At 67.2% G+C, this 12,974-nt stretch carries 13 protein-coding genes; 7 read left to right on the top strand and 6 right to left on the bottom strand.

Going from position 1 to position 12,974, the window contains the following annotated elements; genetic code table 11:
* The first annotated feature begins 33 nt into the window (after positions 1–33).
* From ACYU98_RS06590 to ACYU98_RS06580, 3 genes are all read left to right on the top strand, one after another.
* Positions 34–1,311: a COG4705 family protein gene (locus ACYU98_RS06590; RefSeq protein ID WP_460467384.1), complete on the top strand. Its 1,278-nt coding sequence runs from the start codon at positions 34–36 to the stop codon at positions 1,309–1,311.
* 63 nt (positions 1,312–1,374) lie between these two features.
* Complete coding sequence (locus ACYU98_RS06585; RefSeq protein ID WP_460467383.1) at positions 1,375–2,331, top strand: DUF389 domain-containing protein; 957 nt, start codon at positions 1,375–1,377, stop codon at positions 2,329–2,331.
* Between the two features lie 31 nt (positions 2,332–2,362).
* Positions 2,363–3,562 (top strand): DNA recombination protein RmuC, encoded by a 1,200-nt coding sequence (locus ACYU98_RS06580; protein WP_460467382.1) that lies wholly within the window; start codon positions 2,363–2,365, stop codon positions 3,560–3,562.
* 12 nt (positions 3,563–3,574) lie between these two features.
* Here the strand turns inward: ACYU98_RS06580 and ACYU98_RS06575 are convergent, their stop codons facing one another.
* The gene (locus tag ACYU98_RS06575) at positions 3,575–4,825 is read right to left on the bottom strand and encodes a threonine/serine exporter family protein (protein WP_460467381.1); all 1,251 of its coding nucleotides are present in this window, start codon (positions 4,823–4,825) and stop codon (positions 3,575–3,577) included.
* Positions 4,826–4,833: 8 nt separating this feature from the next.
* Complete coding sequence (locus ACYU98_RS06570; protein WP_460467380.1) at positions 4,834–5,850, bottom strand: 4-hydroxy-3-methylbut-2-enyl diphosphate reductase; 1,017 nt, start codon at positions 5,848–5,850, stop codon at positions 4,834–4,836.
* 38 nt (positions 5,851–5,888) lie between these two features.
* On the opposite strand from ACYU98_RS06570, the gene xseA reads away from it, so the two are divergent.
* Together xseA and ACYU98_RS06560 are read left to right on the top strand one after the other, a co-directional pair.
* On the top strand, positions 5,889–7,136 hold the full coding sequence (gene xseA / locus ACYU98_RS06565) for an exodeoxyribonuclease VII large subunit (protein ID WP_460467379.1): 1,248 nt from the start codon (positions 5,889–5,891) through the stop codon (positions 7,134–7,136).
* Between the two features lie 5 nt (positions 7,137–7,141).
* Positions 7,142–7,381 carry an exodeoxyribonuclease VII small subunit gene (locus ACYU98_RS06560; protein WP_460467378.1) on the top strand — a complete coding sequence of 80 codons (240 nt, stop codon included), beginning with the start codon at positions 7,142–7,144 and terminating at the stop codon, positions 7,379–7,381.
* A gap of 7 nt (positions 7,382–7,388) precedes the next feature.
* Here ACYU98_RS06560 and ACYU98_RS06555 read toward each other — a convergent pair whose 3' ends face one another.
* Positions 7,389–7,952, bottom strand: a complete 564-nt coding sequence (locus ACYU98_RS06555) for a DUF4245 domain-containing protein (protein WP_460467377.1) — start codon at positions 7,950–7,952, stop codon at positions 7,389–7,391.
* A gap of 113 nt (positions 7,953–8,065) precedes the next feature.
* Between ACYU98_RS06555 and glpX the strand changes: the two genes are divergently transcribed.
* Both glpX and ACYU98_RS06545 read left to right on the top strand, forming a co-directional pair.
* Positions 8,066–9,064, top strand: a complete 999-nt coding sequence (glpX, locus tag ACYU98_RS06550; RefSeq protein WP_460467376.1) for a class II fructose-bisphosphatase — start codon at positions 8,066–8,068, stop codon at positions 9,062–9,064.
* Between the two features lie 3 nt (positions 9,065–9,067).
* Positions 9,068–9,988, top strand: a complete 921-nt coding sequence (locus tag ACYU98_RS06545; protein WP_460467375.1) for a carbohydrate kinase family protein — start codon at positions 9,068–9,070, stop codon at positions 9,986–9,988.
* Positions 9,989–9,991: 3 nt separating this feature from the next.
* Here the strand turns inward: ACYU98_RS06545 and ACYU98_RS06540 are convergent, their stop codons facing one another.
* The 3 genes from ACYU98_RS06540 to ACYU98_RS06530 form a co-directional block, all read right to left on the bottom strand.
* Entirely contained in the window at positions 9,992–10,702 is a 711-nt protein-coding gene (locus ACYU98_RS06540) for an SDR family oxidoreductase (RefSeq protein ID WP_460467374.1), read from the bottom strand.
* 115 nt (positions 10,703–10,817) lie between these two features.
* Positions 10,818–12,071: an ABC transporter ATP-binding protein gene (locus ACYU98_RS06535; RefSeq protein ID WP_460467373.1), complete on the bottom strand. Its 1,254-nt coding sequence runs from the start codon at positions 12,069–12,071 to the stop codon at positions 10,818–10,820.
* Between the two features lie 42 nt (positions 12,072–12,113).
* Complete coding sequence (locus ACYU98_RS06530) at positions 12,114–12,974, bottom strand: carbohydrate ABC transporter permease (RefSeq protein ID WP_460467372.1); 861 nt, start codon at positions 12,972–12,974, stop codon at positions 12,114–12,116.

The raw sequence follows: 12,974 nt of genomic DNA, 5'->3' as shown, positions 1-12,974 counted from the left end.
CTGTCGGCAGGTTCGCGCAGCCATCCTGCCGATATGACAACACTGAGCGATACACGCATCCGCCCCACCGGGCGCCTGATGCTCAACAAGGTTCCTGAGGTCACCGTCTGGTTCTGGGTGATCAAGATTCTGTGTACGACGGTCGGCGAAAGTTTCGCTGACTGGATCAACACGACCCTCGGTGTGGGCCTGGTGAACACCGCCTTAATCTTCACGGTGGTGTTGGTGGTGGTGCTGGGCATCCAGCTGCGGATGCAGCGCTACGTGCCGTTCCCGTACTGGCTGACCGTGGTCGTCGTGAGCGTCACCGGCACCCTCTACACCGACATCTTGACCGACCAGTTCGGGGTGCCGTTGTGGATCAGTTCCGCGATCTTCGCGGTGTTGTTGGCGGCCGTCTTCGGCGTGTGGTGGATGCGCGAGCGCACCCTGTCGATCCACTCCGTCACCACGACCTCTCGCGAGGGCTACTACTGGCTGACCGTGCTGGTCACCTTCGCGCTCGGAACCGCGACCGGCGACTGGACCCTCGATCTGACCGGCTGGACTCCCGGCGCCTCGGTGTTGTTGCCCCTGGCCCTCATCGCCGCGATCACCGTCTTGTGGAAGCTGGGCGCAAACCCGGTCCTGTCGTTCTGGCTCGCCTACATCCTCACCCGCCCCCTGGGCGCCAACATCGGCGACTGGCTGGCGTCGCCGAAGGTGGCGCAGAACCCCGGTGACCCGACCGGCCTCGCCCTGGGCACGTTCACGACCAGCCTGATCTTCCTCGGAATGATCATCGCGACCGTGGTCTACCTGACCGTCACGCGCCCCGATGTCACCGAGACCTTCGAGGCCACCCACACCCCGCATGTCGCTGCCGACCCGCGCCGCGAACGGATCGTGTCGACCGGTTTCGGCGTCCTGGCCGTGGCCACCATCGCCCTCCTAACCTGGGCAAACAGCCGCCCCCACACCGGACCGGCGCCGGAGACCGACACGACCTCCGCCGTACAGCTGGCGCCCGGCCAGGCGACGAAGAGCTTCCCGGCGGCCAAGGTCAGCGCTCTGCGCACTCTCGCGACGACGTCGTTGCAAGACGCCCGTACGGGGAATGCCGGCGGCGCGCACACCGCAGCCCAGTCGCTGCGCGACCTGTGGGACGCCGACCAGGCGTCGTTGCAGCCGCTGGACAACACCGGCTGGACCTCGATCGACGCCCAGATGGACAAGGTGCTGAAGTCCTTCGGCATCGACCACCCGAACGCGCCGATGTCGCCCGCTTCGCAGCAAGGCGAACTCACCACCCTGTTGCGCGACCTGGGCTGACGAGTCCCGCAACGGCGGCCCCACCCGGGGCCGCCGTTGCATTTCGGCCGTACGCTGGCGCCCATGCTCGTTCACGTGCGGCTGACAGTCCCCGAGGCCCTGGCAGCGCCGGTGCTGGACCTGCTGATCGACAACCCGACCGTCACCAACCTCGTACGTGTGCAGGGCGCCAGCCTCGAACCAGCCGGCGATCTGATCCAGGTCGACGTCGCCCGCGAGGCTGCGAGCTCGCTGCTGCAGGACCTCGCCGACCTGCGCCTGGACAAGTTCGGGGGCATCGTCGTTCTACCGGTGACGGCCACGCCGTTCTTGCAGGCGGAGTCGATCGAGCGCGCGGCCGCGGGAGATCCTGACAATGCGGTGCTGTGGGACGCCATCAAGGAGCAAGCCGCTGACGGGGTTCGGCCGACGGTCAGCTACCACCTCTTCCTGCTCATCGCTGTGCTCCTGGCGTCCATCGCAGTGATCACCGATTCGACCGTGCTGGTGGTGGGGGCCATGGTCGTCGGCCCCGAATTCGCGACCGTGGCCGCCATCTGCACCGGCTTGTTGTTCCGTAAACCGCGCCTGGTGCTGGATGGCGCATGGTTGTTGCTGCGCGGTTTCGTCTTCGCGATCGCGGTCACTGCGGTGCTCGCCTGGTGTGCGGTGCGAGTCGGCTGGTTCGACCATGCGACCGTCGTCGGCCCGCACCCGCAGACCGGGTTCATCTGGCATCCCGACAAGTGGTCGTTCGTCGTCGCGCTGCTCGCCGGCGCCGCCGGGGTTCTGGCCCTCTCCGCCGAGAAGTCACAGACGATGGTCGGGGTGTTCATCTCGGTCACCACTGTTCCGGCCGCCGGGAATCTGGCGCTCGCGCTCGCCGTCTGGGCGCCGGGCGAGATCCGCGGCTCGCTCACCCAGCTCGGGGTGAACATCCTCGGCATGCTGCTGGCCGGCACCCTCACCCTCGTCATGCAACGGGTTGCTTGGCAACGACTCGACCGGCGCACCGAACCGCTGTTCGCGCGCGGTCGGTGATGCTGTCGGTGCCGGATGTGATGCTGGCGCCATGACCGTTCTCATCGCCTCCGCAGCCCTGCTGGTCGGCCTCCTGTTGGGCGCTGCGTTCACCCTGCTGACGCTGCGCGCTCGATACGAAGGACGCCATGCCGCCGCGGTCACCGAACGCGATCTGTTGCGCGCGCGTGTCGACACCCTCGAGGGCGACCTCGGTGACGACCAACTCACCGCCCAGGCGCTGGGCCCGCTCTCGTCCAGCATCGCGCGGATCGAGCGGCAAGTGGCGACGCTGGAACGCGACCGGGTCGACCAGTTCAGTTCGTTGGACTTTCAGCTACAGGCGGTCACCCGGACCACCACGGCCCTGCATCGCGAGACCTCGCAGTTAGCCGGCGCCCTGAAGTCCTCGAACGTCAGTGGTGCTTGGGGTGAGGTGCAGCTGCGGCGGGTGCTCGAACACTCTGGCATGTTGCCGCGCTGCGACTTCGAAGAACAGGTCCGCGCGGTCTCGCGACATGGCGCCGACATTCGTCCGGATGTGGTCGTCCGGCTCCCCGGCGACAAGGTGATCGTCATCGATGCCAAGGCCCCGATCCAGCACTTCCTTGCCGCCCAGTCCGAAGATCTCGACGAGGGCGAGCGCCGCCGGTTGCTGCGCACCCACGCGGCCGCCCTGCGCGGCCACGTCGAGGCGCTGGCCGCAAAGGACTATTGGAGCGGCTTCAGCCACGCCCCCGAGGTAGTGCTCTGCTTTGTGCCGAGCGAGGCTGTTCTGGCTGCCGCTGCCCGCAGCGACGCCGATCTGCTCGACCGTGCCCTGGCCCGCAACGTCGTGGTGGTCTCCCCCGGCTCGCTGCTGGCCACCCTTCAGGCCACGGCTCTGGTCTGGCGGCAGGATTCGTTGGAGAGCGGAGCCGCCGAGCTGCTGACGCTCGGGCGCGAACTCTACGAACGGCTTGGCACCCTCGGTCGCCATACCCAGCGGATGGGCGACCAGCTACGCAAATCCGTCGAGACCTACAACGCCCTGGTCGGCACCCTCGAATCGCGGGTGTTCGTCTCTGCCCGCCGGATCGAAGAGCTGGGGATGGTGTCCGGCTCGACTGCGCGAGTCGAGCCGGTCGACGCGACTCCCCGGCCGCTGACCGCCGCCGAACTGCTCGACCGACTCGACGACGACGTGCGCCGGCCGGAACTGGACCTCGACTTCCCGTCGACCGGTGGATCGGCGAGCTCAGCGACCGGCTGAGTTCAGCGCGGCTCAGGCACCCCGGACCCGCAGATAGGTCGCCCGGAAGACCCGCGAGGTGGTGGTGCCGACCACAAGGCCCAGCGCGATAGCCAGGATCACGCTGACCGCCAAGGCAGCGGTGGGGCCCGAGAGCGCAGGTTCGAGGCCCAGCTGGGCGACCGTCACGAGGCCGACCGAGCCGGGAACCAGCAGCCAGAAGCTGGGCAGGAACAGCACCAACCGCGGCAGGTCACGGCGCACAGCCGCGATCGACCAGGCGGCAACACTCGCCACCGCGGCTCCGGCGAACGCTCCCGGCCAGACTCGGCCGAACACGCCCTGCACCAGCAGCTGGGCAGCCATGGTCAGCGCCAGCACCGCGAGGATCCACGGCGCGATGGCCCGCGGGACCGCCTCCATCAGGCAGATGCCCGCGGTCACGGCGAGCAGCCCGACAATCGGCGACCACCAGCCGATGTCATCCACCCGGGTATTGGTCAGCGCATCGGAGCCGACGCCGAGCAATGCCGCGGCGCACACCACACCGACCGAGAACATGACCAGTTGGATCCCGCCATGGCCGAGCCTGGCGACCCCCGATACCGCCGCGCCGTTCACCAGTTCGCTGATGCCGGTCACGATCAGCGCGCCGGGCAACAGCACCGCGACCGGCGGCAACAACGTACGAAGTGGGCTTTGGACCCAGCCGTGCTGCGCAGCCCAGAACGCCCCGAGTGACACCACGAACGCAGCCGCGCAAGGCAGTAGCGCTACGGGCAACACCGCTCGACCGGTCAACCGGATCAGCCCCGCGACGACCGGACCGGCGAGCGCCCCGAACACCACGCTTTCCCACGACGGCTGAAGGATCAGCGCGAGGCCGATCGCAACGCAGAAGCTGCCGAGGTACATCCCCACGACGGGCCGATTGTGTGGGCGAGCGCGTAACGCGCGCAGGTGCAACAGTGCGTCCTCGGGCGACAGCTCACCCTGCAGCAACCCGGCTCGTACCCTGCCGAGCACCGCGGACTGGTCGAGGCGCAGGGGCCCTTCAACCGATTCGTACGTCGCCGGGGTGCCGCGGCCGAGGCTGACCAGCACGCCGCCGGGCTGCGCATGCACCTGCGTGGCCGGCTCACCAAGGGTGCGGGCAACGGCGCGGACGTCGTCCTCGACCTCGTGCGCCGCCGCACCACCGGCAGTGAGGGCCGCAGCAAGGTAGGCGAGCAACTGCCGGGTGCGGTCGGCGTCGAGCCCGGAGGCACCACCGCGGGCAGTCACCGTCGGAGTTAGTGCAGGGAGCCGGCGTCGTGGCGCACGGTCTCGACGTCGACTCCGTTGGCGGCCTTGAGGTCGCGACGCAACTCGTTCGGCAGCGCGAAGAGCAGGCTCTCCTCGGCGGCGGTCACGGCCTTGACGTCCTCGTATCCGCGAGCGGCCAGGAACTCCAGCACCTCGCGGACCAGGATCTCCGGCACCGACGCGCCCGAGGTGACTCCGACCGTACGGACGCCGTCGAGCCAGGATTCGTCGATCTCGTCGGCGTAGTCGACCAGGTGGCCGTCCTTGGCCCCGTGTTCGACGGCAACCTCGACCAGCCGGACCGAGTTGGAGGAGTTGCGGCTGCCCACCACGATCATCAGGTCGGTGTCAGGCGCCATCTGCTTCACGGCGAGCTGGCGGTTCTGGGTGGCGTAGCAAATGTCGTCCGACGGCGGGTCCTGCAACAGCGGGAAGCGCTCGCGCAACCGGCGTACGGTCTCCATCGTCTCGTCGACCGACAGCGTGGTCTGCGACAGCCACACCACCTTCTCGGGGTCACGGACCTCGACTTGGTCGACGTGGTCAGGACTCTGCACCAGCGTGATGTGTTCGGGGGCCTCGCCGGAGGTCCCAACGACCTCTTCGTGCCCTTCGTGACCGATCAGCAGGATGTCGAAGTCGTCGGAGGCGAAGCGCTTCGCCTCGCGGTGGACTTTCGTCACCAGCGGACACGTCGCGTCAATCGTCTTGAGCGACAGCGCCTTTGCCTCTTCGTGGACGATCGGGGCAACCCCGTGGGCCGAGAAGATGACGGTGGCGCCCTCGGGCACCTCCTGCGTCTCGTCGACGAAGATCGCGCCGCGCTTCTCCAACGTCGTCACGACGTGTTTGTTGTGGACGATCTCCTTGCGCACGTAAACCGGCGGTCCGTAGAGGTCGAGGGCTTTCTCGACGGTCACGACCGCCCGGTCAACGCCGGCGCAGTAGCCACGCGGGGCGGCGAGCAGGACACGCTTGCTGTCGGTGGCACTCATACCCACCATCGTAGGCGCAGCTTTTGTGTGGCCCTATTCTCGACCGGGTGAGTCAACCGCTGCCGGAGAAGGCGTCCGACACCACCGCCGAGCGCCCCTGGCCGCTACGGCTGCTCAGCGTGAAGATCGCCGACTACATCGACAAAATGTCACCGCTGTGGGTCGAGGGCCAGATCGTGCAACTCACCCGCCGGCCCGGCTCCCCCACCGCGTTCCTCACCCTGCGCGACGTCGACTCCGACCTGTCGATGCAGGTCACGACCCACGTCAACACGCTCAATGCGATGGGCCCGGCAGTCCAGCAGGGCGCCCGCGTCGTGATGCAGGCCAAGCCGACCTTCTGGGCCGGCCGTGGCAGCCTGCAACTGGAAGCCCGCCAGATTCGCGCTGTGGGAGTCGGTGAGCTGCTGGCCCGGGTCGAGCAGTTGAAGCAGTTGCTGCGCAGCGAGGGCGTGTTCGACGCCGCCCGCAAACGACCTCTTCCGTTCGTTCCCATCACCGTCGGACTCATCACCGGCCGGGCCGGCGCAGCCGAACACGATGTCGTCGAGAATGCCCGACGCCGTTGGCCGGCAACCGAATTCGAGATCCGCCGGGTCGCCGTACAAGGCCAGAACACTGTGACCGAGGTGACCGGCGCACTCACCGAACTCGACGCCAACCCGCAGGTCGACGTCATCGTCATCGCGCGCGGCGGGGGCTCGTTCGAGGACCTACTCCCCTTCTCCAACGAGGCGCTCGTGCGCGCGGTCGCGAGCGCCCGTACGCCGATTGTCAGCGCCATCGGCCACGACGTCGACTCACCGTTGCTGGACTTCGTCGCCGACATCCGCGCGTCGACCCCGACCGACGCGGCGAAGCGCATCGTGCCGGACCTGAACGAACAACTCGACGGCGTACGGGGCCTGCGCCTGTCCGCTGGACGTGCGGTCGAACGGAGGTTCACCACCGAACGCCAACGACTCGCGGCCCTGCTGAATCGGCCGGTGCTCACCGATCCGATGACCATGGTGACCAGTCGCGCGGCTGCCGTGGAGGCGTTGCGCGACCGCGGGCGGATTCAGCTGACGCACCGCCTCGAGCGTCAACACGACCGCGTGCATCACCTGCAGGCCCAGTTGCGCGCGTATTCACCCCAGCAGACGTTGGAACGCGGCTTCGCTGTGGTACGGCTGTCGGATGGTTCGGTGGCCACGGACGCCAGCCAGGTCAGCGCGGGTGACTTGTTGCGGATCACGCTGGCCCACGGTGACTTCGCGGCCCGACCGGTCACCAGCGGCGACGACGTAGGCTGACCGCCATGCCCGCCGCCAAGGACCCGCAGACCGACCTGTCCGACATCAAGGATCTGGGTTATGAACAAGCCCGCGACGAACTTGCTTCGATCGTGACCACGCTGGAGAACGGGTCGGCGACCCTGGAGGAGTCGATGCGGCTCTGGGAGCGCGGTGAGGCGCTTGCGACCCACTGCCGCAGCTGGCTCGACAACGCGACGCAGCGGGTTGAGAAGTTGCGCGGCGAGGTCGAGAAGACCGACTAGCGACGAGCTAGTTGCCCGAGACCGGCTTCAGCGCCTGCGCGAACGTCACCAGCTGCGACCAGTCGGCCTTGCCGGTCACGACGGTGCTCAACCCGTTCACCGGCTGCATGGCCACCAGCGAGGACTGGCTGTTGCCAACGTTGTAGCGCTTGCTCCAGGTGACGCCGGCGATCTGCACCGTGCCCTTGTCGCCGCCACCGTTGGTCTGCGCCTTCACCCAGCCCGCATCGCCCGCCTTGGTCTGTTCCACGGCGATGTAGTTGCCGCCCGGCAGGTCGTATCCGGCTTGCCAGGTCGCCGGCTGCCCGGTTCCGGTCACCAACGACACATTGGTCGGCGTCCAGCCCTTCGGCGCAGGCTGCGGATAGGCGACGGTCCATTTCTGGGAGTCGCCCACCTCGCGCGCAATTCCGTGGATGTCGACCACGTTGCGATTCACCTGCTGCACGCGCGGCACCATCGCCACCCAGCCGATGACCGCCACGGCCACGACGATCATCGAGATGACCATGCTGCGGGCATTTCCGCGCATGCCACGGCGCGGTGCGGGGGTGGGGTTCTCGACAGTCACGCCCGCCATCGTCGCGTACGACCGCGGTGTCGCCCAACTCGGCGTCGCCCCACCTGCCGCGGCGCGCGGCCCGATAGGCTCCGTGTGAAGCCCGCCACAGCCCGAGGAGCAAGATGCCCGACCAGCCGTCGTACTCGATCAAACCCGACCGCAACCTCGCGCTGGAACTGGTGCGAGTCACCGAGGCAGCCGCGATCGCCGGCTCCCGCTTCGTGGGGCGCGGCGACAAGAACGCCGCCGACGGTGCCGCGGTCGAGGCGATGCGCGAGTTGATCAGCACCGTCGCGATGAACGGCGTCGTGGTGATCGGCGAAGGCGAAAAAGACCACGCTCCGATGCTCTTCAACGGCGAGCAGGTCGGCGACGGCACCGGCCCCGCGGTCGACGTCGCGGTCGACCCGATCGACGGCACCACGCTGACCGCGAAGGGCCAGCCGAACGCTGTCGCGGTCATGGCCGTCAGCGAGCGCGGCTCGATGTACGACCCCAGCGCGGTCTTCTACATGGACAAGTTGGCGACCGGTCCGGAGGCGGCCGACGTGGTCGACATCCGCTTGCCGGTGGCCGAGAACATTCGCCGGGTCGCGAAGGCTAAGGGCATGAACCGGTCCGACGTGACCGTGGTCATCCTTGACCGCCCGCGCCACCAGACGTTGGGCGAGCAGGTCCGCGACGCAGGTGCCCGGATTCGACTGATCAGCGATGGCGACGTGGCCGGCGCGATTATGGCCGCGCGTGAGGGCACCGGCATCGATCTGCTGCTCGGCATTGGCGGCACCCCCGAGGGCATCATCACTGCCTGCGCGATGAAGTGCATGGGTGGCGTCATCCAGGGCCGACTGTGGCCCACCGACGACGACGAAAAGCAGCGCGCGCTCGATGCGGGCCACGACGTCGACGCGGTCTTGTCGACCGATGACCTCGTTCGCGGCGACAACTGCTTCTTCGTGGCGACGGGTATCACCGACGGCGAACTCCTGCAGGGCGTGAAGTATCTCCCCTCCGGCGCGACCACCCAGTCGCTGGTGATGCGCTCCAAGAGCGGAACCATCCGGTCGATCGTCGCTCACCACCGCGCCGCCAAGATCGACGACTACCGCCAGAACGGCTGATCAATGACCGCCCACACCCTCGTTGTCGGGGAGTCGCTGATCGACATCGTTCAGCGCACCAATGGATCGACCTCCGAACACGTCGGCGGATCGCCGCTCAACGTCGCGGTCGGCCTCGCCCGGCTCGGCCACCACGTGCAACTCGCCACCTGGATCGGTGACGACGAACATGGGCGGGCGATCCACGATCACCTCGCGGCCGACGACGTTCCGCTGGTCGAGGGCGGCGAAGTGGCCGAGCGCACCGCAACGGCGCAGGCGACGCTCGACGACTCGGGTGCGGCGACCTACACCTTCGACCTGGACTGGCAGCTGCCCTACGCGGTCCCGAGCGCGGGACGCCACGTCCACACCGGCTCCATCGCGTCTTGGTTCCAGCCCGGCGCGGAACAGGTGCGCGACCTGGCGGCCGCCCACCGCGGCGAGGGAACGTTCTCGTTCGACCCGAACGTACGCCCGCGGTTGATGGGCGAACCCGGCGACTACCGCAGCGGTATCGAGGAACTGGTCGGTCTCGCCGACGTCGTCAAGGCGAGCGACGAGGACATCGAGTGGCTCTACGGCGCCGACGCCGCGCTGGAGACCGTGGCGCGGCTGTGGGCCCAGCTCGGGCCATCGATAGTGGTGGTGACCCGCGGCGCCGACGGCGCGTTGGTTGTTTTCGGCGATGAGGTCAAATCTGTTGCCGGACAGAAGGTTTCAGTGACAGACACGGTCGGCGCCGGCGACTCGTTCATGGCTGGATTGCTGAGCGGACTACTCGACGCCGACCTCCTCGGCGATGCCGCAGCTCGCGACCGGCTGCGGGCAGCTCATTGGGACGCCGTGCTTCCCGCGGTCGACCGGGCCGTTGCCGTCTCGGCGATCACCGTGTCGCGCGCTGGCGCCCAGCCACCGACGCGCAACGAACTCAACCGGGGCTGAGCTTCAGCTGCGGCGATTCGTCGCCGCTGGCGCCGGGCGGATCGAAATGGTCTCGTACGTCGCGTCCGGCGACGCGGTCAGCGCGGTCCGGATGGCCGTGGCCACCGACTCCGGTCGCAGGAACTCCAGCGGGTCGTAGGCCCGGTTCTCTGAAGCCACCAACTCCTGCTGCATCTGCGTGTCAACTCGACCGGGATGCACCGAGCAGACACGAACACCCATGGGCCGCAGCTCTTCTCGCAACACATCCGACAGCGCGGTGAGGGCGAACTTCGACGCCGGGTAATGACCTCCGACGCCGCGCGCGACCAACCCGGATCCCGAGTTGACGGTGACGACGGTGCCCTGGGCGGCTGTGAGCGCGGGCAGCAGCAACCGCGTGAGGTCGGAAACCGCGATCACGTTGATCTCGAGCATCCAGCGCCACTTCTCGCGGGTGGACTCCGCCGTTGTCCAGCCGCCCGACACCCCGGCCGAGTGGACCAGTCCGTCCAACCGCTCCAGCCCCAACGCTCGTACGGCCGCTTCGGTCGCCGCACCGTCCGCGACGTCCGCCACGAACGGAACCGCGGATTCGTACGCCGCGCAACGCTCCTCGACGACCGATGCCTCGCGCCCACCGATGATCAGGGTGTGGTCGGGCGCCAGGGCATCACACACCGCCCGGCCGATTCCACGGGTCCCACCGGTCACGAGCACTACGGGTCGAGTCATGGGTTCAGGGTAGAGCCGCGCACCCCAGGTAAACGGAGCGCACCCTGGGCAACTGTGCGCCCCACGGAGGCTGCGCGCAGTTGCGCAGGGTGCGCAACGATCTGAATGGAGCCGGTCAGGAAGCCTTGGCCTTCTCCTCACGAGCCTTCGCCCGAGCCAACGCTGCCTTGCGCTGCTTCTCGGAGTCGGCCGCGATCTGAGCGGCCTTCTCCTCGTTGCGGGTCAGACAGTCGCCAGACTCCGGGTCGAAGACGTGCATCAGTGCCGGGTCGAAGACCAGGCTGGCCTCGTCGCCCTCCAACACCCGCGAGCGAGCGTCGAGGTTGACGATCATCTGGGTGCGCATCCCCTCGCCGTCGAGCTCGCGGTCCAGCTCCTCCAACTTGGCGTGAACCGCCGGGTCGGAGTCGAACGGGATGTAGGCGTACTGCTCGTTGCCCAGCCACTCCGTCTGGTCGACGACGGCCGTGAATGCGGCGCCCTGGATGTTGTCGCCCAATGAGGCGTCCTTGATGTGTTCGGGGCGCAGACCCACGATCACGAACTCCTTGCCGCTGACCTTCTGCGCCAACTCCGGCTCCAACGGAACGGTGACGAACGGCAGCTTGAGCGAGTTGCCCTCGACCTTCGCCGGCAGGAAGTTCATCGGCGGCGAGCCGATGAAGCCCGCGACGAACAGGTTGACCGGTTGGTCGTAGAGCTCGCGCGGCGAAGCGCACTGCTGCAGGATGCCCTTCTTCAGCACCGCAACCCGGTCGCCGAGCGTCATGGCCTCGGTCTGGTCGTGGGTGACGTAGAGCGTGGTGATCCCGAGCCGGCGCTGCATGCGGGCGATTTCGGTGCGCATCTGTCCGCGCAACTTGGCGTCGAGGTTCGACAGCGGTTCGTCGAACAGGAACGCGTCGGCTTCGCGAACGATCGCTCGACCCATCGCCACCCGCTGCCGCTGACCACCGGACAGGTTGCCCGGCTTGCGCTCGAGGTGATCGTTGAGTTCGAGCATGTCCGAGGCCGCCTGAACCTTGCTGCGGATCTCCTCTTCGGAGTGCTTGCCCTTGGCCAGACGCAACGGGAACGCGATGTTCTCGAAGACCGTGAGGTGCGGGTAGAGCGCGTAGTTCTGGAAGACCATGGCCAGGTTGCGATCGCGGGGGGCGAGCTGGTTGACCCGCTTGCCGTTGATCATCATGTCGCCGGAGGTGATGTCCTCCAGTCCCACAACCATCCGCAACAGAGTCGACTTCCCACACCCGGACGGGCCGACCAGGATCATGAACTCACCGTCCGCGATGTCCAACGAGACGTCGTTCACGGCCGGGAACCCGTCGCCGTACTTCTTGACGATGTTCTTCAGCTCGATGCTTGACATGAATTTCTGCCTTTCGAAACAGGGCCTACGAGGGGTGCCCGGTCAGCCCTTGACGGCACCGGAGGTCAAGCCGGAGACGATCCGACGCTGGAAGATCAGGACCAAGATGATCACCGGAACGGTCACCACGACGGCCGCGGCGTAGATCGCCCCGATCGGTTGCTCGAATTGACTCGCGCCGGTGAAGAACGCCAGGGCGGCCGGAACCGTACGAGCGTTTTCCGAGGTGAGGTTCGAGGAGAACACGAAGTCGTTCCACGCGGTGAAGAAGGCGATGATCGCGGTGGTGAAAACACCGGGCGCGGCCAATGGGGCAATCACCTTGCGGAACGCCTGCCAACTGGTGGCTCCGTCGACCTGAGCTGCCTGCTCCATCTCCCACGGGATCTGCTGGAAGAACGCCGACAGCGTCCAAATGGACAGCGGAAGTGTCAGGGAGAGATACGGAATGATCAGGCCGATCTGGGTGTCGAACAACCCGATCTGGCGCCACAGGTTGAACAGCGGCGTGACCATGGCGATCACCGGGAAGAACGAGACCGCGAGCGCCGTGGTGAGAATCATCTTCTTGCCCGGGAAGTCCAAGCGCGCGATGGCGTAGGCACAGAAGGTTGCCAACACCACGCTGATCAGGGTTGAGATCACACAGATCACGACCGAGTTGATCAACGCCGGGACGAACAGGTCGTGGGCGCCACCGGTGAAGATCAACCGGTAGTTGTCCCACGTCGGGTCCTTTGGCCAGAAGTTGCCGAACGTGCTCTTGTCCGGGTTGATCAAATCCCCCGGCTTCTTCAATGAGGTGGCGAAGATCCACAGGATCGGCACCAATGTCCAGATCATGACCGGGATCGAAACCCCGAACATGCTCCATTTGCTCTTGTTGCTGACGTTGCTCTCCAT

The organism is Calidifontibacter terrae, from assembly GCF_054778835.1.
The sequence above is the reverse complement of the archived record's forward strand: the minus strand, read 5'-3'. Positions and strand labels throughout refer to the sequence as shown.

Bases quoted from the DNA above. Each gene is read 5' to 3' on its own strand.
- ACYU98_RS06570 (WP_460467380.1), bottom strand. From the start codon at position 5,850: ATGGTGGGTATGAGTGCCACCGACAGCAAGCGTGTCCTGCTCGCCGCC.
- ACYU98_RS06560 (WP_460467378.1), top strand. From the start codon at position 7,142: ATGCCCGCCGCCAAGGACCCGCAGACCGACCTGTCCGACATCAAGGAT.
- ACYU98_RS06590 (WP_460467384.1), top strand. From the start codon at position 34: ATGACAACACTGAGCGATACACGCATCCGCCCCACCGGGCGCCTGATG.
- ACYU98_RS06585 (WP_460467383.1), top strand. From the start codon at position 1,375: ATGCTCGTTCACGTGCGGCTGACAGTCCCCGAGGCCCTGGCAGCGCCG.
- ACYU98_RS06580 (WP_460467382.1), top strand. From the start codon at position 2,363: ATGACCGTTCTCATCGCCTCCGCAGCCCTGCTGGTCGGCCTCCTGTTG.
- glpX (WP_460467376.1), top strand. From the start codon at position 8,066: ATGCCCGACCAGCCGTCGTACTCGATCAAACCCGACCGCAACCTCGCG.
- ACYU98_RS06535 (WP_460467373.1), bottom strand. From the start codon at position 12,071: ATGTCAAGCATCGAGCTGAAGAACATCGTCAAGAAGTACGGCGACGGG.
- ACYU98_RS06530 (WP_460467372.1), bottom strand. From the start codon at position 12,974: ATGGAGAGCAACGTCAGCAACAAGAGCAAATGGAGCATGTTCGGGGTT.
- ACYU98_RS06545 (WP_460467375.1), top strand. From the start codon at position 9,068: ATGACCGCCCACACCCTCGTTGTCGGGGAGTCGCTGATCGACATCGTT.
- ACYU98_RS06540 (WP_460467374.1), bottom strand. From the start codon at position 10,702: ATGACTCGACCCGTAGTGCTCGTGACCGGTGGGACCCGTGGAATCGGC.